Annotated in this window: 21 protein-coding genes; 5 read left to right on the top strand and 16 right to left on the bottom strand. The window is 51.4% G+C overall.

What is annotated here, in order from left to right; genetic code table 11:
* Positions 1 to 3: 3 nt before the first annotated feature.
* The 6 genes from NWAT_RS11610 to NWAT_RS11630 all read right to left on the bottom strand — a co-directional run bounded on the left by NWAT_RS11610 (position 4) and on the right by NWAT_RS11630 (position 6595).
* On the bottom strand, positions 4 to 1296 hold the full coding sequence (locus NWAT_RS11610) for a sulfotransferase family 2 domain-containing protein (RefSeq protein ID WP_013221263.1): 1293 nt from the start codon (positions 1294 to 1296) through the stop codon (positions 4 to 6).
* A 44-nt stretch (positions 1297 to 1340) separates the two neighbouring features.
* Positions 1341 to 2969 carry a hypothetical protein gene (locus NWAT_RS11615; RefSeq protein ID WP_013221264.1) on the bottom strand — a complete coding sequence of 543 codons (1629 nt, stop codon included), beginning with the start codon at positions 2967 to 2969 and terminating at the stop codon, positions 1341 to 1343.
* Positions 2970 to 3120: 151 nt separating this feature from the next.
* Positions 3121 to 4227, bottom strand: coding sequence for a glycosyltransferase family 4 protein (locus NWAT_RS11620; RefSeq protein ID WP_013221265.1), 1107 nt, complete (start codon positions 4225 to 4227; stop codon positions 3121 to 3123).
* A gap of 6 nt (positions 4228 to 4233) precedes the next feature.
* The gene (locus NWAT_RS11625) at positions 4234 to 5136 is read right to left on the bottom strand and encodes a sulfotransferase (protein WP_013221266.1); all 903 of its coding nucleotides are present in this window, start codon (positions 5134 to 5136) and stop codon (positions 4234 to 4236) included.
* Complete coding sequence (locus NWAT_RS17795; protein ID WP_269724253.1) at positions 5133 to 5255, bottom strand: hypothetical protein; 123 nt, start codon at positions 5253 to 5255, stop codon at positions 5133 to 5135. The genes NWAT_RS11625 and NWAT_RS17795 overlap by 4 nt, the downstream gene beginning before the upstream one ends.
* An 11-nt stretch (positions 5256 to 5266) precedes the next feature.
* Positions 5267 to 6595, bottom strand: a complete 1329-nt coding sequence (locus NWAT_RS11630; protein ID WP_232420110.1) for a sulfatase family protein — start codon at positions 6593 to 6595, stop codon at positions 5267 to 5269.
* A 229-nt stretch (positions 6596 to 6824) separates the two neighbouring features.
* Between NWAT_RS11630 and NWAT_RS11635 the strand changes: the two genes are divergently transcribed.
* Both NWAT_RS11635 and NWAT_RS11640 read left to right on the top strand, forming a co-directional pair.
* Positions 6825 to 7826: a hypothetical protein gene (locus NWAT_RS11635; RefSeq protein WP_013221269.1), complete on the top strand. Its 1002-nt coding sequence runs from the start codon at positions 6825 to 6827 to the stop codon at positions 7824 to 7826.
* A 3-nt stretch (positions 7827 to 7829) separates the two neighbouring features.
* A complete protein-coding gene (locus NWAT_RS11640) occupies positions 7830 to 8807 on the top strand; it encodes a sulfotransferase family protein (RefSeq protein WP_013221270.1) in 978 nt (325 codons plus the stop codon).
* Here NWAT_RS11640 and NWAT_RS11645 read toward each other — a convergent pair.
* Positions 8788 to 9606 carry a sulfotransferase gene (locus NWAT_RS11645; protein ID WP_013221271.1) on the bottom strand — a complete coding sequence of 273 codons (819 nt, stop codon included), beginning with the start codon at positions 9604 to 9606 and terminating at the stop codon, positions 8788 to 8790. The two genes, NWAT_RS11640 and NWAT_RS11645, sit on opposite strands and share 20 nt — an antisense overlap.
* A 78-nt stretch (positions 9607 to 9684) precedes the next feature.
* On the opposite strand from NWAT_RS11645, the gene NWAT_RS11650 reads away from it, so the two are divergent.
* Positions 9685 to 10395: a hypothetical protein gene (locus NWAT_RS11650; protein WP_013221272.1), complete on the top strand. Its 711-nt coding sequence runs from the start codon at positions 9685 to 9687 to the stop codon at positions 10393 to 10395.
* A gap of 118 nt (positions 10396 to 10513) precedes the next feature.
* On the opposite strand, the gene NWAT_RS11655 is transcribed toward NWAT_RS11650, so the two are convergent.
* From NWAT_RS11655 to NWAT_RS11675, 5 genes are read right to left on the bottom strand one after another with little or no spacing between them, the layout of a single operon-like run.
* On the bottom strand, positions 10514 to 11329 hold the full coding sequence (locus NWAT_RS11655; RefSeq protein ID WP_013221273.1) for a sulfotransferase: 816 nt from the start codon (positions 11327 to 11329) through the stop codon (positions 10514 to 10516).
* A 2-nt stretch (positions 11330 to 11331) separates the two neighbouring features.
* Entirely contained in the window at positions 11332 to 12816 is a 1485-nt protein-coding gene (locus NWAT_RS11660; RefSeq protein ID WP_013221274.1) for a hypothetical protein, read from the bottom strand.
* Between the two features lie 35 nt (positions 12817 to 12851).
* A complete protein-coding gene (locus tag NWAT_RS11665) occupies positions 12852 to 14138 on the bottom strand; it encodes a glycosyltransferase family 4 protein (RefSeq protein ID WP_013221275.1) in 1287 nt (428 codons plus the stop codon).
* A gap of 15 nt (positions 14139 to 14153) precedes the next feature.
* The gene (locus NWAT_RS11670) at positions 14154 to 15005 is read right to left on the bottom strand and encodes an ABC transporter ATP-binding protein (protein WP_232420111.1); all 852 of its coding nucleotides are present in this window, start codon (positions 15003 to 15005) and stop codon (positions 14154 to 14156) included.
* Positions 15005 to 15850 carry an ABC transporter permease gene (locus NWAT_RS11675; RefSeq protein WP_013221277.1) on the bottom strand — a complete coding sequence of 282 codons (846 nt, stop codon included), beginning with the start codon at positions 15848 to 15850 and terminating at the stop codon, positions 15005 to 15007. The genes NWAT_RS11670 and NWAT_RS11675 overlap by 1 nt, the downstream gene beginning before the upstream one ends.
* A gap of 353 nt (positions 15851 to 16203) precedes the next feature.
* Between NWAT_RS11675 and NWAT_RS11680 the strand changes: the two genes are divergently transcribed.
* Entirely contained in the window at positions 16204 to 16689 is a 486-nt protein-coding gene (locus NWAT_RS11680) for a hypothetical protein (protein WP_013221278.1), read from the top strand.
* Positions 16690 to 16733: 44 nt separating this feature from the next.
* Positions 16734 to 18791: a reprolysin-like metallopeptidase gene (locus NWAT_RS11685; protein ID WP_013221279.1), complete on the top strand. Its 2058-nt coding sequence runs from the start codon at positions 16734 to 16736 to the stop codon at positions 18789 to 18791.
* An 11-nt stretch (positions 18792 to 18802) separates the two neighbouring features.
* On the opposite strand, the gene NWAT_RS11690 is transcribed toward NWAT_RS11685, so the two are convergent.
* The 4 genes from NWAT_RS11690 to NWAT_RS11705 all read right to left on the bottom strand — a co-directional run bounded on the left by NWAT_RS11690 (position 18803) and on the right by NWAT_RS11705 (position 24223).
* On the bottom strand, positions 18803 to 20185 hold the full coding sequence (locus NWAT_RS11690; protein WP_232420112.1) for an FG-GAP repeat domain-containing protein: 1383 nt from the start codon (positions 20183 to 20185) through the stop codon (positions 18803 to 18805).
* A complete protein-coding gene (locus tag NWAT_RS11695; protein WP_013221281.1) occupies positions 20143 to 20943 on the bottom strand; it encodes a hypothetical protein in 801 nt (266 codons plus the stop codon). The genes NWAT_RS11690 and NWAT_RS11695 overlap by 43 nt, the downstream gene beginning before the upstream one ends.
* Positions 20944 to 21386: 443 nt before the next feature.
* Positions 21387 to 22613 (bottom strand): hypothetical protein, encoded by a 1227-nt coding sequence (locus NWAT_RS11700; protein ID WP_013221282.1) that lies wholly within the window; start codon positions 22611 to 22613, stop codon positions 21387 to 21389.
* A gap of 458 nt (positions 22614 to 23071) precedes the next feature.
* On the bottom strand, positions 23072 to 24223 hold the full coding sequence (locus tag NWAT_RS11705) for a hypothetical protein (protein WP_013220986.1): 1152 nt from the start codon (positions 24221 to 24223) through the stop codon (positions 23072 to 23074).
* Between the last annotated feature and the right edge of the window lie 584 nt (positions 24224 to 24807).

The following is a 24807-nucleotide window of genomic DNA, read 5'->3' on the forward strand; positions in this document are numbered from 1 at the left end:
CTGTTAGCCTTCGACGGGCTTTAGGGCGATTGCCCGCAATGCGAAACCCCGCTTATCGCTATCATTAGGATCTCCGCCTAGCTCGGCCACCGACACGGTTTCAGACACGTGAAAGCTTAACCTTAAAAAAGGCTCTTCGGTAGATTGGCCATTGACTATCCCCTGGCCCACCCAGCCACTACCCTTCTTTCTTCCTGTTAAGGAAATAGGACCGGAAGAGGTGTGCACTTCCAACTGACGTTGGTTCCGCCAGGTCATGAATCGCAATAGGTGGATTGTTACTTCGTAATCGCGCCGGGGATCAACCGGCGCATCAACGGTAGAAACCAGCTTTGGCCCCGACCAACGGTGAGGCGTTTCTCCCAACCGCCCATGCACATCCGACCAGCCTGTTCCCTGGAGCCCCCTGGAGGCATCCCAATCCCAACTTTCCTGCTGCTCCACCCGCATACGTTGGGCATACTGAAATAAGCAACTCTCCCATAAAACCTGCTTTCTCTCATTCGCATAATCCAGAGCGGTCTCCACGGGCATAGAGAGCATTTCTGGCAGATTAAATTCACGGGCTAAATCACCTACCAGAAGAGTCTTCCCATGACGATATAATGCCATATCCAGCTGATTCTCTGCTTCCAAATGCTTGAGCACTTCAGCGGATACCTGCTTGCTATCTCTTTCCCGTTCTCTCCGCTTGACCGCATCGAGTTCAGGAAGCGCGGCCAGTTTATGGCACAGCAGAAGCATGGAGACCTCATAATATTCAGTCAATCCCACGAAAAAAAAGTTATTGAGATTTTGCTTGGCCTCCGCTAACAATAGGGGCGAGGCCAGATCTTCAAAAAATCTATCCGGCGGAAGGTTTAATATGCCAGTGTGCGCCCAAAACTGGCCTACTCCAAATTTTTTTCCGATATAGCGAGTCTGGAGGTTGCGGAATAATTTGCGCCCCTGTTTATGGCGCATGAATTCTGCTAGCTCCATTTCGCTAGCAAATTTATACAATCCCTCGGTCGGCGTTTTACGAATATGATGGTACTGGGACATCACCCTGCTAACAGGCTCCCGCAGGAAGGTCAACACTTTAAATTCCGGGCCAATCATTTTAGTTAAGTTAATACCAAAATGGCCACGAAATAATTTCAACCTCGGCATGCGTGGCTGATATTTAAAAAGCTCCCGCCAGGTAGTTTCAAAAACAATGTGTTCTAAATCATATTGCCGCTGAAGAAACTGGGTGACAGAGGTTCCGGCTGTTTTCGGAATATGCAAAAAATGAAGTTTGGGCACTGTCGGCATGGCGGTAATACTATTTCTTAAATCTCAATAATTTTTTTAATGACTTAACTTTCGCATCCGCTGAGACGCTCCATGGCTATCCCCTTTACTTCCATGGAACGCCATATGGAAAGATAAAATAAAGTTTCTTTTAGACCTATCTCTTGGGGATAGAACCAAATTTCATAGCCTTCTTGGCTCTCTACCTTCACAACCTTAGAAGGTTTGCCAAAAAATTTTTGAAGAGCCACGGGAGGAATACGGTGCTTTGATTTTTGGGCGATGATAATGAACGAAAAAAAACGGAGAGCAGGGCAACCACTATCCCAATTCCAGAAACCATAAGCATTATTCCTCCATAACCAGGGTCTGGCGTCATCCGCAATAGCTCCCACATAGAAGGGCGTGCGGAGTGTTACCGGATAGGCTATCTGATAGGGGGCCAAACCACTGTTGCCAATTTCACCTTGGGAATGCAGTTCAGTCAGGGTATTGGTAAGCACAGTGAATGCCGGTGGCTTCGATTGCATCGCGATCGCTTTGGGAAACAATAATAATACCGCTACGGCAGCAACGCTTCCAATGAACAATCCTCTAAACCGCGGTGGGCCCGTTTCCAAACGCTCGAGAAAAACGGTATGGTTGCTTGCAATCACTAGCACCGCAATGAAGAAAATATAAAAATAATAGTGGGAAGCAAGCTTGCCGGTAACCATCATAGTCGTGGGAAGCAAGAAAACCGTGACCAAAAATAACACCGCCATGAAAAAATCTATAGGCTGTTCCCCTTTCTTATCATCCGATCGCCTGCTTGGCCACAACGTAGCTAAACACAACAGCACGGCAAACACCTGGACAGCAAGCAAACTCAATGAACCGGGATGCATGTACACTTGCCTCAGCGTATAAAATCGGTCGATTACTTCTTCCATGGAGCCGGGAAATTGTTCCAGAAAGTTATCACCGCGATGAATAGCTACGAAGGGCAAAAATTCCACAATAATATTCGCCGCGCCAGCAATGCCCAAGGAAAGGCCCAGTATCATGCCGCAGAGAATAAAGATCTGTATATTGCCTTTTCGCAGCAGTGCAAGGATAAGCCATGTCATGAATAAAGGCCCACAGACCCACGCCAGGAAAATGAGATCAGCATGGATAGCCAGCCCAAAAACCATTGAAAACCCCACTATACCCATTTCCCTAGCAGCGCGATCATCCAACCGCGCACAGATAAGCGGAGCGGCATAGAAGAGCATGGCCAAGGGCAACAACCCGTTATGCTGGGCAGGGGCTAGCCATTGCTGGGCAAAAAAAGGACTCATTGCTGCGCAGAGCAAACAGCCCAGCATAAAAGCGCAGGCGATGGGGCGTCTCCTGGATTCAGCGCTCCCATAGGCCCATAGCCATACAAGGGTCGCGCCATACAGCAATCCCAGATTTAATAATGAAAACAGAATTCCCCATTTAGCAAGATCCCCAAAAGCCAGCAAATAGGCAATGGTGGAGATAATGAGATCCGGAAAATAGCGTGGTGCTTCTTGCCAGCTCCAAGCAATTGGAATGCCATCAAAAATTGCTTGAATGATATCCTGCGTATAGCGAAATGTGCCTAAGGCATCAACATCCATCCCGTTTATATTATTCACGCTGTACGCTGCAAACAGGGCCGGCAACACCCATGCCCAGGACAACATTGCCTGCCTGGCGGGGGCATATTGGTTATAAATACTCCCTATCCTTCGATTGAATATCATTAGAACTTACTTTGGCAATAGGCGCTTAAAAGGGGCGGGATAATAACTCAAGATACTGGGCATTTCCCGCCATGTTTTTTACCAAGGCTGTTTACCCACCATTCTTTTGTCTCCGGCTAAGATTTTCCCTAACGCAAGTAGCTAATTCAAGATAGTCTTGCCGGGTCAACGCCCAATCAAATCGCTTTGCTTCCGCCTGGGTACTCGCCGCTAGGGCAGACAACCTGACTGGATCGCTGAGTTCCTCGATACATTCCTGCAAATGTCCTTCGTCAGGCTCGAAAATAGGAAGGCCACAACGATTCTTGCGCTTGGAGAAACTACGCGCCAGCAAGCCACTTCGCCCATGGCGGATCACTTCATTGATGGGGGCGATATCATTGGAAATCACTGGCATCCCATAGGCCAGGGCCTCGAACAAATGGACCCCTAGCCCTTCCCAACGGCTCGGGCAAAGACAAACGTGACAACTTGAAAACAACCGCCGGTGTTCCTCGAAGGGTAAATCCGCCACTATATGGGTCATTCTGGGATCATCTTCGATGATCACGGGCTCGGAGGCTTTATCAATGCACTGGCTCTTAATAATCAACCTAATATGGGGGTTCTTTACCTGCTTGAACGCCCTGAGGGTAGCCTGGATGGGCTTGCGGGTTCCCTGGGTACCCCCGTGGAAGAAAAAATAAAGGGCATCGGTGCGCTTAGTAGGAGAGAAGGCCGTCAACGAGGGCGCCAAGCCAAACCGGACATAGGGGGAGGCAATTCCCACTTTTCGGTAGTTCTCCTGCTCGCAGCGGGTCAAAGAATAGACAATATCATAGGCTTGTTTGACCGTCGCCACGTAATCCGGATGGAAAGCCTCCCACACGAAGCGCCCGATGGTCCGTACCCCCAACCTTCGAATAGCAGCAATGGCCTCGAATTGCATATTCATATCGCAAAAAAGCACATCCAGGGTGGACTGCTTGGCCCAAGCTACATATTCTTCGAGGGGCATATCATAAGCCGAACCGTGAGTAAGACGAGGCACTTGCCACTCCTCCCGGCTATCAATAAGATTGGACATGGCCGCCCTGGTCCGCGTGGGCCGGGCCAGTACGTAAGTATCATGTCCCGCCTCAGCGAAAATGCTCCGAATCTGGCGGGTCACGATCCCTTGCCCGCGATTGCACCAGTTACTGATAAAGCCGATATTCATTGAAAGTTACCGGCAAGAGTCATAGCCCGCGGCCTTTAAACTTTCTACCAAACCAAGCGTCTCATAGGCTGCCAGCCAACGGGGATCGTCTTGATAACAGGCTTTATCGTTTTCACGGACATGGGCTTCCGCCCACGCCACGACTTCCTCGCTCACGGGAAGGCCCATGTGCTGATAAAGCTGGATCACAGTATCCCGAGGATGAGCGCACAGTTCCTCGTGGCGCAATACGCGGAAGGCTTCTCCAAAGGCGGCACGGCCATCGTGATAAGCATGATCAAAAGTATATTTCCATAGCACCAGGCAACGAATCCAATTAGGGGCATCCGCCAGCTCTGGCCTTCCCTGCTGGGCGATGATACCCTCGAAAAATTCACGGAATTTCCAAGCGTTAAATTGATCCCGGATAGTAAAAAACTGCTCCCGGCTTGCAAGCTGCCCTAAACGTCTTTGTCCACGGCCATAAAGGTAGGAGGCCACCACCTGCTGGGGATGGCGGACGAGTAACACAAAACGGGCTTGGGGAGCCAAGGCGGCAAGTTCTTCCACTTTCCGGTACATGCGGGTGAATTTAATAACGCTATGTTCCCTACGCTCCACCATAAACCGAAGATAATCCCGGCAAAATTGGGGCAATTCTTTTTGCAACTCCAGGCCCGGCGCCCGTGGCGCGCCGTAGTTAAGAGCCGTCATGTCCACAGACTCCGGGTAGGAAGCAATGAAAGCTTGCTTAACTTGGCGGTGCTTTACCATAAAATCAGTCTCTTGGACCCCACTCCCGCCCCCAAGCTCGCCTATTTTACCTGCGGCAAAAGGCTCGTAATAAAGATCCAAACGCCTGTCCTGGGACAACACATCATAAACGATGGTCGTCCCTGAACGGCGCAAACCCTGCATAAACAATTTCATTCCAGTATCTGAACAAGCTGCCCGGCTGCCAACAAGACCCGCCAGGCGGCAATCGTCTCGCTATCTATTGGAATTAATAAAGCCTGGTGGTTAATAATTTCAACCGACCTTCTTTCCATAATAGGCTTACTTACCATTCGGCTTTCCGCATCCTGCCAGCATCTACATACTTTTCCCAGGTGGTAAGCTCGTGCTGTAAACTTTTTAACTTCTCCGGATAAATCCCGGCAAGGTTATGTTGCTCTGAAAGATCACTATCAAGAGAATACAAGGCTATGCTCGCCGGCCTTTCTTTCTTGGCAGGCCGCATGAGCATTTTCCAAGGCCCCTTACGAACCGCTTTTTTACCCTTGCTGCGCCAAAAAACTGTTCTTTCCGAAAGCTTGCCGCCTTCACAAAGCAGCGGCAATAAATTAACGCCATCGATTTTCTTTTCAGGCAACGACGCGCCCGCCATTGCCGCCATGGTAGGAAATAAATCCATGCTCATTGCAATCTCGTCAATCACCACATTTGGCTGGATTTTTCCGCGCCAGCAGGCAATGAAAGGCACCCTATGCCCACCTTCCCATAGCGCTCCCTTTTTCCCTCTCAATGGACCCGCGGAACCAATGGCGGGGCCATTATCGGACGTAAATGCCACCAAAGTCTTGTCTTCTATCCCTAGCGATTTTATCGTCTTAATCACCTCACCAACGCTCCAGTCGATTTCTTCAATGGCGGCGGAGTACAGGAATTTCCTGGATTTTTTATCCTCTCCCTGGATGGCGGCTAGTTGTTCCTTGGAAAATCGTTGCGCGAATCTCTTAGAAACATGCACCGGCTGATGGGGCATCGGATGAGGCATATAAAGCAGAAAGGGGTTGCTTTTATGCTTGCTAATAAATTGGACGGCTTCTTCAGTACAATACTGCGTCATGTCATCTAGATCGGGATTTAGCTCGATAATCTCCTCGTTCCTCATCAAGGGAAGAGGCGGAAACGACTTGCGCCAAGGGTGCATATCATGGCTGTAAGGAATCCCAAAATACTCATCAAAACCCTGTCGAGAAGGCGAAAAAGAGGGACGATCCCCTAAATGCCATTTACCTATCAGCGCCGTGCTATAACCCACCGCTTTTAACGCTTCTGCGAAAGTGATCTCTGCCAGCGGCATCGCCTTGGCCATGGCATAGCGTTGATCCTTTGGAATAATTTGAAGGCCCACTCTTTGCTGATAGCAGCCGGTCAAAAGCGCGGCCCGGGTGGGCGTGCATAACGGACCATTGCTATGAAAATCCGTAAATCGCGCCCCCCTTTTCGCCAAAGCATCAAGATTGGGAGTTTTTATATGCTGATTTCCATAACATCCCACATCTCCATAACCCATATCATCAGCGACGATCAAGACAATATTAGGCCGCCCCCTCTCTCTTTCAGCAACTAAGGATAGGCTATCAATAGGCCAGGATAGAGCCATCGAGGCACCCGCAAAACCAAGCGTTTTTAAAAAATGACGCCTCGTATAGGTGTATTCGTTCAAATTTTATTACTCATTAAACCGGTTATATGCAGAAAAATATTATAAGCTTAGAAAACTCCCGTAGGTTAAGTATACTTTAAAGGGTGTTTACCCCGCTCGATAAAAAGGAGGGGGCCAGATTTCCTTGTAATCGCAACGCAGACCCCTTACGCCTATTCGCTACTTCATGAATCATGCTTTTTTATTTTGCCTCGAGGCGGGCTATCTGGAACCCCAGTCCCTACTCCTGGCCCATTCCATCCGCCGCTGGGGCGGGCGCTACGCCTACTGTCCTCTTCACGCCTTCAAACCCCGGCAAGGTCCACCTTTAGCCCCAACCACGCTTGATGCTTTACGCACGCTGGGTGTGGCGCTGCATGAGGAGCCTCTCAACCAGGAGCATCGCTTCTATCCCTTCGCCAATAAAATCTATGCTTGCGCCAGGGCCGAGGAGATGCTGCAAGAGGAATTTTTGGTATTTTGCGACAGCGATACGGTTTTTCTTGGGGAGCCTGCCGCTTTTGACTTAAATCCCGCCTTGGATGCCACTCTTCAGCCTGTGGTTTTGGTGGGTCAGGGAAGCACCGGCCCAGACCACCCGCACGACGGCTTCTGGCGGCGCATGTATCAACTGGCGGGGGCCAAGCATGCGCCCTATGTCAACACCATGGAACGAGGTATTTCCATCCGCGGTTACTGGAATGCAGGTCTAATTGCGGCGCGGCGCGAGCAAAAAATTTTTAGGCAGTGGTTCGAGATCTTCCAGTTATTGATAAAAGCAGGCCATATTCCACCCTCGGGCAATATCAATAATCTGGACCAACTTTCCCTGGCGGCCACTCTGGCCCGGTTTCCGGAACGGATAGGCACCCTCGATTATCATTATAATTACTCTCTCCCTCGTCGTTCTTTTTTTCACGGCGCAATGGGTACCGCTGATCTAGACGAGCTAATTCATATTCATTACCACCGCTGGTTTAATCGGCCAGGGTTTCTTGAGTCACTGGAACCGTCCCTAGGACGAGATACTCTCCAATATCAGTGGCTTAAGCCTTTTTTACCTTTTCACCCCACCATAGACGAGCCCCTCCATGGAGAAATAGGATCTGAGATCTCGCGCACTGAACTACGGCAGCGTCACGGCACTTCCCGCCCGGATTACAAACTACCAGAATTAAAAGACAGCTAGCGTATGGAAAGCACAGCCCCTTCTCTTCTCCCTAACCACCCGTTAGGACAAGAGGATCAACAGGATAAGGATTCTCCCATCCCCTTATTCATTGTGGGACTGCAAAAATCCGGCACTTCCCTGCTAAGCCGTTGCCTGCAAATGGATGCCGCGGTCAGCAGTCCCTTTAAGGCTGAGGGCCACGATTTTTGGGGGGATGTCCCGCCCTTTACCCCAACCGCCTATCCCACGGGAACGCTTTACCAGGCCAAGGGGGGAAAACAAGGGCATCTGCTTGAGGCATCCGATATTGATACCACCATAACTGCCACGGTCCATGGCCGCTGGCATAGTCTTCCCTGCCTTACTCCCATTCTTCTCAATAAAAACCCTTATAACACCCTCCGCCTGGGGTGGCTACGGGCGCTATTCCCGCAAGCCCGAATCGTAGCCATGGTCCGGAACCCGCTAGCCAATACCTACTCCCTGGCCAAAAAATACCTGCCCCACCAGGGGCGGGGAAAGGCGCCTGAAGAGGGTTGGTGGGGGGTCAAGCCTCCCCAGTGGCGAGAGATCATCCAAGAGGACAAACTTGAGCAATGCGCCCGTCAATGGCTGACCGTCAACCAGCATTTGCTAGCAAATGCCTGGCACGTGGATTTATACTTGACCTATGAAGCTTTCTGTCAACAACCCCGTCTCTGGCTGCAACGGATTCTACAACTTTGCCAACCCCACCGTGTCGATCCACCGCCTATCGTGCTCCCCTTGCAAAACTGTGACGGGGAATATCTTACTGGCGCTCGCCTCCGCTCAAACAACCGCTATTTCCATGAGCGGGGCAATCTTTCCCTGCCAGCCCACACGGTTACGGAGTTTCCACCACTAACAGCGGAGCAAACCCGCCGTATTGAAAAGCTGGCCTGGCCCCTATGGCAAGCATTCAGGGAAATCCAGAAAAGCAAAATGCCGCCGGAAGCAATTAAAAAGCATACCCCCTAAACAGGCCGCTAAACTCCGCCGTTGCCATTCGTGCCAGCACCTCTTGTTTTGCTTTAGCGGGCCACACCGTTTTATACCGACGGGCATGGGGAGCCGGGCTGACTATTCGGATACAGTTTTCCAGCAAGGAGGAACTTACTGGGCATCCAAGGAAAGCAAATAATCGCTCCAGATGAGGTTTCGGATCCCGTACAAAATCTTCATGGCGCAGCAATAAAAATTGCTCCTCAGGCAAGTTAGCCTGAACCTTCAAGATACTAGAAGCATTGATAAAATAACGGTTTATCAAATGATCATCAATCATGCGTTGTTGCCGGTAAGCCATGGCGCTGAGGTTATCGAAGGGGTTTCTTATGACGCTCATGATATGCAGTTTTTCTGCAAAGCGTTCATAGAGTTGATCCAAAAGAGCCGGATTTTGGCTCAAAGCCCGGGATGTGCCACCCCCTTTTTTGTCCCCGAGCACCCGAATACGCGTGTATTGGCCTTGCCAGGCATGGGGAACACAATAGCGGTAACCCGTATTCAGCCAACCCTCCGGGCGAGAGTTTTTGCTCGCATAATGTAAAATCAGGGCTTGTAGCTGATGAAGTGGCAACTCGCAGCGCTCGACCAACTGCGCTATATTGAGTTCATTAGCAATCACGATTTCAGGATGGGCGTCCAGCAAGGCGCCCACCAGGCTATGGCCGCTATGGCCATGGCCCACGAACAACGCATAGCGTTCAACCTGATCAAAAAGAGATTCAGGATAATAACGAGTAAGCTTTTGGATAGCTGCTACATCAACAGTGGTCACGAGTATACTATAAAATATATCCTTATTACTTGCAGGGATAAATATTAACTTAAAGAACTCGATAATAAAGTACAAGCCATGAAACTAATTATTTGGGGCGCTGCCCTTTATGGACTACTGCTTCCCGCGTCCGGTTTTGCTGCCTGCGCGGGGGGCACCACTGCTGCCTGGGAAACGGAAGATCCCGGCAACCATTTACTCGTCAACGCAATGGCGGCCATGAGAGGCAGCGACTGCGGTCTTGAGATCCAACTGGGCGGGACCGAGGGTCCTAACGGCAAACGCTATGTCCAGGACTCCACGCCCAACCAGGAAACCCGTTATCGGGCCCGATTTTATTTTGATCCCAGTGGGGTTGGCATCGCCTCGGATGGTTCCGAAAAATTAAAATTTTTTAATCAACAGCAGCTTAGCCAGTCCTCTCTCCCCATCGGCGTGGCCCAAATGAAGCTGAAAGGCACATCTTCAGGTTATGCCATTCGCGCCTGGGCGCGATGGACACGGCCAGACAGTAGCGACGGCAAAAGACGGGTGACCCTGCCTCTTGAAAACGGCCCTAACATCATTGAAATTGAGCTGATTATCGGGAATGGCAATGGCGCTTACCGAATCTGGATTAATAAGTCTAATGAAGCCAACCCGGATTTTGAAGCTACCCATCTCAATAACGCCACCTATGGGGGTATTGATCGAATCCGACTCGGGTATCTGGGGGGTAATTTTACCCCGGCTGGAAGCCTCTTCATTGATGAATTCGTATCTACCCGCTCCAGCTTCATTGGTCCCTGACCACGTATTCGTCGAGCAAGGTAAGGCGGGAAAGCGCAGCGCATCCCGCCGAAGTCGCTTCCATTCATAGGGGGCTCCACTTTCCCGCCCTACGTATGCTTGCTCTATCGGTTCTAATTTAAGGGATTTTTTGATACCCCCAATAGCGGCAATAGTCCGCCATTAGTTCAAAAACCTGTTCTGCTTCTCCCACTAAGGTGGCATTGGTTTCCACCTGCCATCGGCGGACACGCTGAGTGGTAATCCGCTTGCCATGAAGCTGGTATTCCCGTCTACCTCCTGCCGCTCCATTACCTAAAAACTCACCAATATTCCCTATCCCCTGCAAAGGACACTTCACAAAGCGCTTGATTTTTTCAAAAGCTTGAGAATCCTGGCATAAATCTTCATAGCGAACAGATAGACAGTCTATTGTCGTCGCTATTTCTAGTTGTCTTTGAAACTCAGCATTTAAATCCGCCGCTACTAATGCTGGATTATAGGGCCCCCGCCATCGCCCATACCCCTCTTTCTGGCGGTAAAAAAGGGAGATATAAATATCCCGCGGGTCCCGACCCATAAGAATGACCTTCATCCCAGGAAATCGCTGATAATAGCACCGCCAGTTTTTGTGCCTTATTTCCTTGACCCCCCATTGCTGCATGGGTGGAAAGAGCTTGGGCAACAACTCTTCTTGCAGGGCAGTGAGAATAGGACGCTCAGTTCTGTTCTCTAACCACTGCTCCCGCAGCTGATCTAAATCAACCCCAAACGGTCTCAGCCTGTCGGCATCCCCTAATTTTAAGGAAAATTTATTACGGCTAAAATGAGGTTCTCGAAAGATAAATGAATGGGGCAAGGCAGTAAGCGCCTCGCTCAGCATGGTTGAACCGGTTCGCCGCAAAGCGGCAATATAAATAAAGGGTCGGGGAAAACCCACAGAAGAAGCAACCATAGCTATGAAAAATAGGCAGCGCGCAGGTAAAGATAAAATTTTCTTAGCCGAGGGCCAAACCAAGGAATTTGCAGTGGCCAGAGCCGCCATGAAATAGGGCGGCGGAGCTTCTTTAACCGAGCTATGAGAACCTCCTCCGGCAGGGCTTCCCGGGCAGGAACGAGCTCCACCCCACCGATGGCGACGCCTACCATGCGCATATCCCAGTAATAGCGTTCCCGGCGCACCGTCTTGGCGACCCGAAAGGCCAGCTGGATATGCCTGGCTCTGGAGGTGAAAATATGCCGGGAAATAAAGGCCCGATAGTAACGGGGGCACGAACCGCGACCGAAGGAACGAAGCGCCACCGGCTGGCCGTTGACGGTTAATTGCAGACTTTCCAGTATCGTCGGAGAAGCTGCATCCAGCACCAGAAAAGTCACTACGAAATCTTCCGCAACGCCCAAGGGGAACGCCAGGGTAGACACCCTGCCGGGGCCAGTCCAACGATAGAATATTCCCTTGGAGGACGCCTTCTCCCGGCCGTGCCAACCACTTCCCGACAGGGGCTCGGCAAAGGTCATACGAATAGGCGCGCCTGCCGGGCGGGTTTGCTTTGGCCGCTGATATCGGTAATGGCGTTTCAGTAGCTTATGGAGCAATAGGGGATTGGCAATCAAGGGGTCCGGCACTACCTCCCCCGCTCTTGCGTATTGCCGTAGATCCTCTCTCATAGCAGCTAGCCGCTCCTCAAACCGCTTTTCCGCCGCTTCATAGAGCGCCAAGTCCAACAAATTATAAGCGCAAATCTGCGCTTCCAAGGCGGAAGAAAGAGCCGCTCCCTGGCGAGAAGCCGAAGGCGCTACCATTAATTTTTGCACGGGCCCCACCGGCGGCCAGCCAAAAGTCCAGGATAAAAGGGCCATGGACTCATCGAAACGCTCTACCAAACCAAAGAAAACGCACTCCTGAAGTACGGCAAAAGCCCGCTCAAGCCGCTCTTGCGGAGATCGATAGACCACCTTGTGGCTATTTACCCACCGCTTGGCGCCGCGGGCGGCAGAAAGTACCGATCCCCTGCCTGGCTGGTAATGCAGCTCGAAACCCAGGTTGTTCACTTGCTTATTAGTCACCGCCAGGCGGGCTTTGGGGTGCCGTAAAAATTCAGCAAAGCTCATTTTTCTGGATTTTACCAGACGGTGTCCCTGAGTCCCCGGTTCCCGCAAAATAAATTGATAGGTGGAGAAAGCCAAGGGCACGGGATGGCGCAGCATGGTTATCCGTAGTGGTGGCTGCGGTAAAAAACAATCCAGCCCCTTAGCCCCAAAATGTCCTCGGAACAGGCGGTAGCGGGGTAATGTCTCCTGGGGAAGCAACAAGAGCTGGGGCCAAAGTTGCGCCGGACAGATTTCATCCACATGAAAGCGAGCGTCCAGATGGGGAATCAGGGTAGTCCCGGCGGTTTTAGGAATATGAATGAAATACAAGCGGTCTTGAGGCTGCAACATCTCTGGCGCCTATTGCTCTGCTCGCTGGAGAGATCTCAGGCCAGGATCTGGCCGTAGGCCGCGGAGAGACGATCGGCATAACGTTCCGGGCTGAAATACTCAACCCGGCGATAACCCGCTTCAATCAAGCGCGCCCTTAAACAAACATCTTCCTGGAGCGACTCAATATGAGCAAAAAGCCCATCTGAGTCATAGGGATCCATATAAAGGGCAGCCTCACCACATACTTCCGGCAATGAACTAGCATTGGAGGTAATGACTGGGCAGCCATGGCTCATGGCTTCCAAGGCAGGGAGCCCGAAACCTTCATAGAGAGAAGGGAAGGCCATGCAGAGAGCGTGGCTATAAAGGGTGCTCAAAACAGCAGAAGGCACATAGTCCAGTATTCGCAGGCGCTTGGACTCATCCTCGCCAAAGTAGCGCTTGGCCATCTGGAGTGGTTCTTCCCAAAGCCATGCCTTGCGGCCTACCACTACTAGAGGGAGATCATGCTGGAGCATGCTCATAGCCTTGATCAAAGTCGCCAGATTTTTTTTGGGCTCAATATTCCCTACGAATAGCACATATTGGCCCGGCGTCAACCCGTAATTCTTTAGGACAGAAAAAGACTGCCTTTTATGGGTGTTGGCCCTCTTCAAGGATAAGGACTGGTAGGTCACTACAACTCGCTCTTCAGGAATATCATAAAAAGCGAGAATATCCCTTTTCGAGCATTCGGAAACGGTAAGTACCAGATCTGAATCCCGCAGTGCATCCCGCACCAACCGGTAGAAAAATTGTTTGTTATCCAAAGTAGTATAGGGCAGACGCAGGGGAATCAAATCATGGATAGTGGTAACCATCCGGGCCCCCCGAATACGAATAGGCACGGGCGTAGTGGCATGCCAAAGGGCAGGTGGCCGCGGAAATTTAACCCGGGTCAACCTGCCCAACCGCAAATAGGTCTGGTTGGCCATATCATAAAGCTGAGGCAAATTATAGCAACGATGGATAGCAGCCCCGCCCGAGTCTTCCATGGGAATAACCCGGGAAATATCCACTGGCATTGCCCGTAGGGTGCGGCCTGCATGGGAGAGCATCCGCCATCCTCGCCAAAGTCGGGGATGGCGGGGAGCATGGTCCATGGCCTGATCAAACAGATGTACCTCGGACAGAACTGGATACCGGCTTTTAGGCACATGCCGATCCGTCAGCAAGGAAACCTGAGCCTGGCACTGGCTCAAGGCATTGAGCAAGGAAAGCCCATAGGTCTTAATCCCAGAACCCTGGGGCAACCGAAGGTTATAGGTATCTACCAAAATTTCGTGAGTGGCCAAATTCATAAATCTGCTATACGGTTATGATTCATCAAGATCAAGGATTTCCTCTCCCCCCATGGCTTTTTCGTAGGCATCTAGCACCTGGGGAGCCTCCCCAAACAGCCGGGTCCGGCCATGGTCCAGCCACAGGCAATGGGTGCAAATTTGCCGTAGCAAGGCGCAAGAGTGGGAAACCACGATCAGCAGTTGGCTATGCTGAATCATCTCCATCATCCGGGCCCGGCTTTTGGCTTTAAAAACTAAATCCCCAGGCGCCAGAGACTCATCCAGGATCATGATTTTTGGGTCTAGGATAGAGGCCACGGAAAAGCCGAGCCTGGCCTTCATTCCCGCCGAGTAGCTGCGCATGGGCTGGTCGATAAAATTACCCAACTCTGAAAAAGCGATAATATCATCCAAACGGCGATCCACCACCCGGTGGGGAATGCCCAGAAAAGAGGCATAAAGATAGGCATTAGCCCGGCCTGACAACTCCCGGTTAAAGCCGGCGCCAAAATTCAGCAACGGCGTCACTTCGCCACGAACCTGGACTGTCCCGCTATCCGGCGTCAAGATACCGGCCAAAACCAAGCATAAAGTACTTTTACCCGCTCCATTGTGACCCACGATTCCTAATGCCTCCCCCTCATGGCACTGGAAATTCACCCCGTTCAGTGCCCAATGAACCTGCGCCAATCCCTTGCGGGGAGACAGCAGAACTTCTTTAATCGAGCGACGCTTATGCTGTTGCAGTTGGTACCAAAGTTTGAGATTACGAACCTCAATTAAGGGAGGGCTGGCCAGATTCAGTTGACTTGGCACTTTTCCCTGACTCCCGGTCAAGGTAGGATGGCCTCCGGCCATCGAGTGCTTGGCAGGCCGCTCACTCACTAGAGAAATTTGATGACACGGCGGTCATAATAAAGATAAATACGATATCCCAAAAAGAGTAAAATTCCAGCCTCTAGGAGGAGTACAAGCCAAAAATAAAACGGCATGAGCTCTCCATAGAAAATACTGTCCCGGTAGCCACTAATCAGGATAGCAAAGGGATTAAGCATGTAGAGGTTAAACAGCTTATTACCCCATTCGGAACCGAACTCGGCTGTCAAAAGGCGCTGGATAAGATCGATACCATAAAGTCCTGGCGACAGGTAATAGGCCATTCTAAGAAAGTGGCTAATAAAGGGAGAAAGATCCCGGACCAAGGCACCTATACATGCCAGGGGCAAGGCAATCCCAGTGACAATGAGCAACTGCAACGCCATCAAGCCCGGCAGTTGAAGCAGCGGCAGCAAGTCGCCGCTGTGTTGGACTAACGCGCCGGATAAAGCGGCGCCTAGGGCGAAAACCAGAAGCACTATCATGCCGAACAAAAAAAAACCAAAACTCGAAAACACGATGGCAATCGGCAAAATAATAGTAGGAAAGGGCACCGACTTAATAAGATGATCCTTGGCGCTGAGCACATTGGTAGCCTTGGCGGCGCTCTCCGCAAAATGCTTCCAGGCGATCAGGCCGCAGAAGAGGAAAATCCAGTAGGGCTCGTAACGGATATTTCCCCGGCCAAGGATGATCACCATCACTCCCCAATATACCCCCATCAACAGCAAAGGGTCCAGCAGCCACCATAACCAGCCCAACCGCATTTGGGCCGTGGAAGACTGCAGCTCACTCAGGGTGAGGGATTTAAGAAGATCCTGGCGGGCAATAATATTAGTTAAAGTCGAAAGCATGATGGTGATGGCGCACTGCCCCGATTTCCGTATGCCGACCAAAAAAAGACAGTATAATGGGGGAATATTCCCACAACATCAAGTCGTGTGGAACTTTAACCCGGCTAAATTAACCTATCAACAACTCGCAATCGAAGCCAAAAGCTTGTCATATACCGCCAGCTAAAGCAGGCGGTCCCCGCACTCGAATAACTATGATAGTCCTAAAACCTCATATTCCAGCGGTTTCCAAATTTAACAGACCAAATTATGACTCAGAACCCGCGTCACTCAGACCGCAAGTTTTTTAAGGAAGATTTATACACAATCTTCTCCAGGATACCCTTTAAATATCCCCATAAGATGGTAAGCTAATGAAAATAAAAAAATTGCTTCGCTGCTCATTCGGAATACTGGTGTTGCTTGCAGGGGGGGAAATAGCCGCCCAAAACCTTGCTGGCGCTTCCTTCAAGCTATCCGTAAAGGATAATGTGGTCAGCTTCCAGGGAGAGGGAGCGTTACTGGGAGAAGTGTTAGCGGAATTAGAGCGGCAAACAGATATTAAAATTCATGTTTCCGACTCCGTGGCTACCGAGCCAATCCCCCTGTCTTTTGACGATTTTCCCTTAGCCGAGGGCCTAAAATTACTCTTGAGAGGAAGGAATTATATTCTCACTTACCAAAAACCCCTCCTACCCAAAGATCGAGACTCCCCTCCCAAAATAGCTGAGATTCGGGTTTTACCTGACGGGGAAGCGAAGGAAGTACCCACTGAGGCTCAAAAACGTGCCTCCCCGCAACAGGTTCCGCCCACTTCCTCTCAAAAAGAGAAGGATGAATCGAATGATATTGAAGAATAATCCGCTTCGATTACGTTAAAAAGGCAAAACAATCGCATAAAAACATGAAGAAACTGCTTGGAAAAATAAGACTCATTACTATCATACAGACCATGATAGCGTTCATGGCCTGTATGGCCCCCCTTGCAGCCCAAGGACAAGCCGCCTCTTCCCCAGACTCCCTTTGGGAGGATGCCGCCCCCCCGACTATCGCCCGACGGGGCCTAGCGGCGCCCGAAAGCTACTATCGCCTCCTGCGGGTCGATATTACCGCCCTGGAACGGACTCTGGGCCAAGCGCCTTTCGAGGAACGCCCCGGTGCAGAGATCATCCTGTCCATTCCCATGCCAAGCGGGGGATTTCAGCGTTTCCTCATCGAAGAATCTCCAATTATGGCTCCAGCCCTAACCGCCAAGTTTCCCGACATCAAAACCTACCGGGGCATCAGCCTGGATGATCCTCAGGGCACCGCCCGGTTTGACCTGACGCCCAAGGGATTCCACGCTATCTTCCATTCCAGCAAGGGAACAGTGTACATCGACCCGGACTCCCCGACCCAAGATGGCCTGCCAGAACTTTACCGTAGTTATTTTAAGCGGGACTTCAAACCGGCCCAACCCAAGAAGCGGGAATGTCAAGTGGATGAGACAGAATCCCCCGCAGAAATCCTGGGCTTTCGCCCCTCCCCCCTGGCGCTACGGCCTTCCGGCAACACACTGCGCACCTACCGCATCGCCATTGCCGCCTCCGGTGAGTACACTTGTTTTGTGACCACGGGTGATTCCCAAGCCTGCGCGGGTGGGGCGACGGGGACTAAAAATGATGCCCTAGCCGCTATTGTAACCACCCTCAACCGGGTTGATTTTATCTACGAGCGGGAAGTAGCGGTGCGGTTTGAGTTGGTGGAAGATAATGATTTGATTATTTATACTAATCGCGACACCGATCCCTACACCAATGATGACGGCCACACCATGCTGGGTGAAAATCAAATGAATTTGGATAACATCATTGGCAACGATAACTACGACATCGGCCACGTGTTTAGTACCGGCGGCGGCGGGGCCGCGGTCCCCGCCACGGTCTGCCAGGCGGGCAGTAAGGCCAAGGGGGTCACCGGCTCATCCCGTCCTCTGGGCGATCCCTTTGATGTGGATTTCGTGGCCCATGAAATGGGCCACCAATTCAGCGCCCAACACACCTTTAATGGCACCGCAGGCGCCTGTGGAGGTAAAAATGCCCGAAAGCCTAACGACGCCTATGAACCGGGCAGCGGCTCTACCATCATGTCCTATGCGGGCATCTGCGGCGAACAGAACCTGCAACCCCATGCCGACCCTTATTTTCATGGTCTTAGCTTCGACCAAATCGTAGACTATACGACCCAAAGCACGGGCAATAGCTGCCCTCTTATCACCAGCACCTTGAATCAGGCACCCGTCGGCGTGGATGCGGGGCCAAGCTACACGCTTCCCATGGGAACCCCCTTTACTCTCACCGGAACAGCCATCGATCCCGATGACGATCCCCTTACCTATAATTGGGAAGAATTTGATCTGGAGAAGGATGGCAATAGTCCCCTTTTCCGTTCCTTTCCCCCTACCGACGACCCTTCCCGGACTTTTCCCCAGCTTTCAGATTTGCTCAATAATACCTCGACCCTGGGGGAGCAACTACCCGCCGAAGCCCGTGAACTCACTTTCCGATTGACAGCCCGGGACAACCGGGCGGGGGGCGGCGGCGTGGATTATGATATGGTCACCCTGGAAGTCACCGACCTTGCCGGCCCTTTTAGGGTGACCGAGCCTAACAGTCCGGTCACCTGGGCCAGCAACACCTCCAAGCTGGTGACCTGGGAGGTGGCTAATACCGATCTCGCCCCGGTAAGCTGCGGCCAGGTTGACATCCTATTGTCCATCGACGGGGGCGACAGCTATCCCATTACGCTGGCTACTACCGCCAATGATGGCGAGGCAAGCATTATCGTGCCGGATAGTGCTACCACTCGGGCCCGCCTCAAGGTAGCCTGCGCGGATAATATTTTCTTTGGTATCTCCGATACCGATTTCACCATTACCGGGACTTTGCCGGATATCATCTTTGCTGATGGCTTTGAGTCCTAGCTCTTCCCGCCCTATGGGCGCGCTTGATCTTCTTGCGGGGGAGCTTGGTGCAACCAAACCTGTAACTGGGGCAGGGCACTCTCATCCTTTACGGGATCTTTGGTACCATCCACTGCTCCCCCAGTACCCACGGCAAAATCCAGCCACTGATCGCCATTCACATCGGCCGTGGCAATACCCCAGGTAAAGGGTAGCCCGCTAGTGGGAAGACTCGTATCTTGAAGCTGAGTCCAACCACCCTTGCCGTCACCGCGCAGGATAAACAGCCCATAGCCGGTTCCCTTTGTTTCCAAGCGCCCCCCTACCACTAAATCTAAATGGCCATCCCGGTCCAAATCACCTAAGGCAATACCTTCCGCTCCGCCAAGCATGGAGGGCATGACATCGGGCGTTCGCTGCCATGATCCTTCCTGGGTTTGCAGAAAAACCTCAGGGCCGTTGATACTGTTAGCCACCGCTAAATCCAAGCGGCCATCTTCGTTAATATCGCCCACCGCCAAGCCGCGGAAAAGCCCGCCAATCATGGGCCGGGGTAATCCTTTGGAATAATCCTCCCACTGCCCTTTGCCATTACCTCGCCAAACCCAGGGCCCTAAGTAATAGCTGGCTACCACATCTAAATGCCCATCTCCATCTATATCCAATAACCGCACCTGATTGGCCCAACCGCCGTTTTCCTCGGCTCCTGGCCCCAGGTGCTTAACGGTGGGCAAACCCTCGGCGTCACTTTCTTGCCAGGATTTACCGCTACCATCTCCCAGATAAACCGCAAATCCACCTTCATCGGAGGCGGCTACTACCAAGTCCAGAAAACCATCCTCATTAATATCCCCCAGGGCTAAATCTTCGGCTCCGGTCAGGGTATTTTCCCCCTCCTCTTCCAAACTTATCTGGTGCGACAGGGCTGGATTCAGCCTTTCGGTACTGGCTGTCCACTCCCCTTTACCATTGCCTAAATATACGAATATCCCGCCACAATGATCCGCTACCGCCAAATCAAGCATGCCATCCCGGTTAATATCGCCAAAGGCCACCCCCCCACCGCAAGAATCGGCGGGACCCAGCCCCTGGGAAGAATCTTGCCACCGGCCCTTTCCATCCCCGAGCCACACCTGAGCCCCATCACCCACGCGGGAGATAGCGGCTAGATCCAAAAAACCATCCCCATTGCTATCAATCATGACCGGGGTGCTTTTCCAGATGGGAAGGGGAGCCCTAGGGGGCAGCCCCTCTACCGCCAGCCGATAGCTGAGCAAGGGAGTTTCCGGAGAAGAGGGTAATGATCCTTCTTCGGCAAAAACCTGGGTGGCAAGGGCCATACCCATAATTCCACTCAATAGCCGCCGCTCCTTCATGATTCCCCCCCGTTCAACGGTGAGACATGCCGATACCATACGCCATCCACCTTGACCCATTCTGCAATCATACTGTCCTCCTCGGGTTGTAATTTGTATAACGTAGGGTCATTTAACTTCCGAGCATACACCACATTGACCCGGCCCTGATCACCACTGACCTCCACCCACTCAAAGCGGTGGGTAACATAGACAAACAGGGATTGTTTGCTTAAAAATTCGGCTTTAGAAACCTTGGCGCGATAGCTCGGTTCTAAAAAACGATAGATAAGATCCCAGTTTTGCGCTTCCTTGGCTTTCCAAAATTCATCCGCCCGCTGGGACAGGGCAGCTTCTTCTTCCACAGGCCGCAAATGGGGAGGTAGCTTGGGCATCTGCTCCCGTAACTGAGGGGGAACAGGATACCATTGCTTCTCCCTAATTTGCCAAGGCTCCCACATTTCTACCCGATCCGGCGATACTTCTGGATAATTGTAAGGTTGGGCAGTATAGTGCATTTCTACCCATCCACTGTTTCCGGCTACCGCCACCTTGCCTACCTCGGCGGATAAATATCGAAAAGGCCCTTTTTTTTCCCGAAAGGCGACAAACTGTTCCTTAGTCGCTTTGTTTCTCGCCTCGGAGGGTAAAAAATCATAGACCGTGGCCCAGTCTTCCTGAACCCGCGCTTTCCAGAAAATACTGGCCCGGGCCTTGAGAGCGGCTTCTCCTCCCTGACCCTCCTGACCCTGGGCAAACCCCAAACCCATAAAGAATAAACACAAAAATAAGGCAAAAAAATTATATCGTTGCTGCATTGAATGGTCCTATCTTCGGCTGAAGCGGAGGCGCTCACTTCTTTAATCCCATAAAATAAAAAACCTGCTTCATCTTCAACCAGGGATTGAAAGAGCAGGTAAAGCGATAAAACTTTATTTTTGAAACTATCGGCCAGAAAAACCGGATCTTTATCTCGCTCAAGCTATTTCATAAGCGCCCCAAAAAAAGATTTTGAGAGCTAATTTTTCTGGTTCTTCATTCCAGTCCTCTACTCTATTGCATGCAGTGATTGCCTCGTAGAAGCGGCTGATAAGCATAAAACGATTTAAATCTCTCAAAATCTTTTACCGGGATATTTTTTAAACCTCAAGAGTTTAAACCTTTGGCCGTTATGGCCATAAAAAAAGGGCAAGACTTCAAGTCTTGCCCCTTCCAAATTTTGGTTTTTTTATATTATTTTAATTTTGATTTGGCACTAAGTTTAGCGAGCAGGACGCTCCTCAATCGGCTCTTCTGCATCATAGGCGATAAAGCCGGGCAGCTGGCCTAGCATGTGGAGGGTAGAGCCCGACTCGGCCAAGCCTCCCGAGCCACCATTCTCTGAATCATCGTCATCATCGCCAAGGGGAATGCCTTTTCCAAACCCGTAGGTAGTTGCTAGCACGCCCATGATTCCCGCATCTTCGGTAACGATACTCTCATCGACAAACGGAGTCCGTGGCGCATCCGGGCGTTCGCAGACACTACTCTTCACGCCCTTGACTTTGAAACGGGCCACATTGGTGCCGGAAGCGCTGAAATTACGGCCATTGTTCTGAACACCGCTGAGCAGTAGCTGGTGCCAACTGTCAATACATTGGTAAGCTCCGGTAAGCTTTACTTCCTGCTCATTCCAGACATTAAACTTCAGCTTAGTGAAATGGAACTGCTGGTCCTGGGACAAGTCTTGATTGCAGGAGGCAATGGTCAGCTCATTCTGGCGCACATGGAGGTTACCGACAGAAGTACCCGCCGGGCTGAAATGGCCAATGAGTTTTTTCGGGCAGGCCTCGTATTCGGCCCCATCCAGATTCAGTTTGCCGGCCTCGGCAGTCACACACGAATCCCCGTTATTTCCAACCAAGCAACGGTATCCCCAAGCGCTGTATTCATAAGCCGTACCCTTGGAAGCATCAACCACGGTGGCCGTACCCACCAGGTGATTCCAGCGAATTTCACTGGCGCCAGAGGAATCCACTGCCCAGCATTGCAATTCACCCGCTTCCTTGGCGTTGTCCGGTAACAGCACCTGGCTTGGCCTGACTCCACGATGGTTGCGGCCACCATTGATGCTATTTTCTTCGGGACCTTGGTAACCGACGCCAATGTTGTCCAAATAAGCCTGATTGGTGAAGTCAGGAAAGGGCGTTACATTATAAGTGCCCCGACCATCCTTGGCGCTTATCCAGATAGGTTGAAACTTAGTCAACTCAATCTGGAAATCGGCGAAGAATTTGGTCCCGTTTTTCCAGTAGCACTTCAAGCTCACCGAATCAGAGTAATCATTCTGGATACGAATGATGGTATTCCGGTTCCCACTAACATCCACATTCGGGAACACCAGTAGGCTTCCTTTCTCGGAGGTATTGCCCCTGTCCAGGGCCAGGGCGGAGGTGCTTAGCAAAGAAGCAGCCACTACCGTCCCCATAATTACAGCATAGCGTTTCATAATTTTTTTACTCCTTAGATATTATTTTGGAGCTTTCTTGTCGCGGTTAATTTTAATTTATCCTTAACAAAACCTCACCAGACAAGCTTCATACGCTTTATATTTTGGATCTTCCCGACCCTAAAAGTCTCCATGAGGTTGCAAGAGTGTAACTTGGATCTAATACTGAAACAATATTTATTTTAATAAAATTGATTCTTGCGCCTGTCTGTTAAGGGCACGTAGACAGACAAAATGTTTCTAAAATTACTGGCCTCCTCCACCGCAGAAACAACCTCAGATTAAGGGTTAACCAGGGCAACAAAGAGATCTTCATCAAGCAGGAGATAAACTTGTTAGTGGCAGCCTGCTTGCAAGGGTCCAGGCGAAAAGAAGGGGTCTGCCTGGTATAGGCGGACCCCTTGGTGGAAGGTACTTTTTGTTGACCGTGCTAAGCTGATGTTAATAGAGCACTGAGCTTAGCGAGCGGGACGCTCCTCAATCTCCCCATCGGCGGGATCGTAGAGGATAAAGCCCTCCATCTGACCGAGCATGTGCAGTGTGGTGCCTGTTTGGGCGATGCCCACCTCTTCCCCGATGCCGTAGGTAGTGGCCATGACCCCGAGCAGCCCGGCCTCTTCGGTGACAATGCTCTCGTCAATGTTGAAGGTCTTGCGGTTATCGGCACGCTCACAGACGCTGCCCTTCATCGCCTTGACCTTGAAGCGGGCCACATCGCTTTTGAGGCTGGCGGCGGAGAAGTTACGCCCATTGTTCTGCATCTCATCGAGCAGCCCCTGATGCCAGCTGTCTATGCACTGGTAGGCGCCGGTGTATTTAACTTCCTGCTCGTTCCAGACGTTAAACTTCAAAAAGCTGAAGTGGTATTGCTGCTCTTCGGTCAGGTCCTGATTGCAGGAGGCCAGGGTCAGCTCATTGCGCTGGACATCAAACCCACCCATCTCTCTGCCCGCTGGGGTAAATTGACTAATGAGCTTTTTGGGGCAGGCTTCGTATTCGCTGCCATTGAGGTCCAGTTGACCCGCATCGGCGACCACGCATGCCTCCCCATTGTCGCCCACCAGGCAGCGGAAGCCCCAGGCGTTGTACTCATAGGCGGTTCCCTGGGAGGCATCGACCACGGTGGCGGTGCCAACCAGATGGTTCCAGCGAATTTCACTGGCCCCGGCGCTATCCACCGCCCAGCATTGCAGCTCGCCGGTATGGGTGGCGTTCTCGGGCAAGGAGACCTTGCTGGGGGTGGCATGTTCACCACCACTGAGACCTATTTTATCCAGGTAGCGCTGGTTGGTGGCGGTGGGAAAGGGCGGCACTTGGTAGGTCCCGTTGCCATCCCGGGCGCTGAGCCAGATGGGTTGAAACTTGGTCAGCTTGATTTGAAAATCAGCAAAGTGCTTGGTGCCGTTTTTCCAGTAGCACTTCAAACTCACCGAATCGGAGTAATCATTTTGGAGACGAATAATCGTATTGCGCTCTCCACTCACATCGATTTTCGGGAACACCAAGAGGCTGCCTTTCTCGGAGGTATTGGCCCGGTCTAGCGCCAGGGCGGAGGTGCTTAGCATGGAGGCGGCTACAACCGCGCTCATCATAAGGGTAGTGTGTTTCATCAAATGTGCTCCTTAGCATTGGTTGTCTGGGTGCGCCTGTCCCTGCGCCGTGTTGGCCCTGCTACGCCCTTCTCAAGCGTGTTTACTCATCAGGTATCCCCTTTTTCTGTGGGAAGCTCTGTCCTTGACATCCCTTGTCTGCCCCTAGACATTGCTAAGTCCATGCCAAACCTTCTAAGCCCTTGTTACTACACACCATTCCTATCCCCCGCACCCCGGAAAGACCCTCTCCTCCCCCCGCACCCCCTCGCTCCTTGTTTCAGCTATGTAACACTTCTACCCCCCACCCCCTAAAAACACTAACAATCGACCTCAATTCAATCCCTTACCTCTCCCCTCCCCCTTGTCAACTTCTCTGTACAGAAGGCGTTCATATTTTGGTGTGCTAAGATTAAGCGGCTGTTTTCAAGGAGTATTTCTGCCTGTTTAAAGCCATGGCGCAACGGCGTCGATTGGAGGAAGACGAAGGGAATTACTAAAAAATCAGAGGCTTGGGAAGTAATTCAGGTTCCACGGCTACTGCCCAGGACCTATTACCGGATTAAATGTTGGTTTAGGGACTTTTACCTTTTTAGGCTAAGCGC

The organism is Nitrosococcus watsonii C-113 (assembly GCF_000143085.1).
In the GTDB taxonomy this organism is placed as follows: domain Bacteria; phylum Pseudomonadota; class Gammaproteobacteria; order Nitrosococcales; family Nitrosococcaceae; genus Nitrosococcus; species Nitrosococcus watsonii.

Excerpts from the sequence above, each read along its gene's own strand:
- NWAT_RS11610 (WP_013221263.1), bottom strand. The coding sequence starts at position 1,296 with ATGCCGACAGTGCCCAAACTTCATTTTTTGCATATTCCGAAAACAGCC.
- NWAT_RS11615 (WP_013221264.1), bottom strand. The coding sequence starts at position 2,969 with ATGTTGTCCTGGGCATGGGTGTTGCCGGCCCTGTTTGCAGCGTACAGC.
- NWAT_RS11620 (WP_013221265.1), bottom strand. The coding sequence starts at position 4,227 with ATGAATATCGGCTTTATCAGTAACTGGTGCAATCGCGGGCAAGGGATC.
- NWAT_RS11625 (WP_013221266.1), bottom strand. The coding sequence starts at position 5,136 with ATGAAATTGTTTATGCAGGGTTTGCGCCGTTCAGGGACGACCATCGTT.
- NWAT_RS17795 (WP_269724253.1), bottom strand. The coding sequence starts at position 5,255 with ATGGAAAGAAGGTCGGTTGAAATTATTAACCACCAGGCTTTATTAATT.
- NWAT_RS11630 (WP_232420110.1), bottom strand. The coding sequence starts at position 6,595 with ATGGCTCTATCCTGGCCTATTGATAGCCTATCCTTAGTTGCTGAAAGA.
- NWAT_RS11635 (WP_013221269.1), top strand. The coding sequence starts at position 6,825 with ATGAATCATGCTTTTTTATTTTGCCTCGAGGCGGGCTATCTGGAACCC.
- NWAT_RS11640 (WP_013221270.1), top strand. The coding sequence starts at position 7,830 with ATGGAAAGCACAGCCCCTTCTCTTCTCCCTAACCACCCGTTAGGACAA.
- NWAT_RS11650 (WP_013221272.1), top strand. The coding sequence starts at position 9,685 with ATGAAACTAATTATTTGGGGCGCTGCCCTTTATGGACTACTGCTTCCC.
- NWAT_RS11655 (WP_013221273.1), bottom strand. The coding sequence starts at position 11,329 with ATGGTTGCTTCTTCTGTGGGTTTTCCCCGACCCTTTATTTATATTGCC.
- NWAT_RS11660 (WP_013221274.1), bottom strand. The coding sequence starts at position 12,816 with ATGTTGCAGCCTCAAGACCGCTTGTATTTCATTCATATTCCTAAAACC.
- NWAT_RS11665 (WP_013221275.1), bottom strand. The coding sequence starts at position 14,138 with ATGAATTTGGCCACTCACGAAATTTTGGTAGATACCTATAACCTTCGG.
- NWAT_RS11675 (WP_013221277.1), bottom strand. The coding sequence starts at position 15,850 with ATGCTTTCGACTTTAACTAATATTATTGCCCGCCAGGATCTTCTTAAA.
- NWAT_RS11680 (WP_013221278.1), top strand. The coding sequence starts at position 16,204 with ATGAAAATAAAAAAATTGCTTCGCTGCTCATTCGGAATACTGGTGTTG.
- NWAT_RS11685 (WP_013221279.1), top strand. The coding sequence starts at position 16,734 with ATGAAGAAACTGCTTGGAAAAATAAGACTCATTACTATCATACAGACC.
- NWAT_RS11690 (WP_232420112.1), bottom strand. The coding sequence starts at position 20,185 with ATGGTATCGGCATGTCTCACCGTTGAACGGGGGGGAATCATGAAGGAG.
- NWAT_RS11695 (WP_013221281.1), bottom strand. The coding sequence starts at position 20,943 with ATGCAGCAACGATATAATTTTTTTGCCTTATTTTTGTGTTTATTCTTT.
- NWAT_RS11700 (WP_013221282.1), bottom strand. The coding sequence starts at position 22,613 with ATGAAACGCTATGCTGTAATTATGGGGACGGTAGTGGCTGCTTCTTTG.
- NWAT_RS11705 (WP_013220986.1), bottom strand. The coding sequence starts at position 24,223 with ATGAAACACACTACCCTTATGATGAGCGCGGTTGTAGCCGCCTCCATG.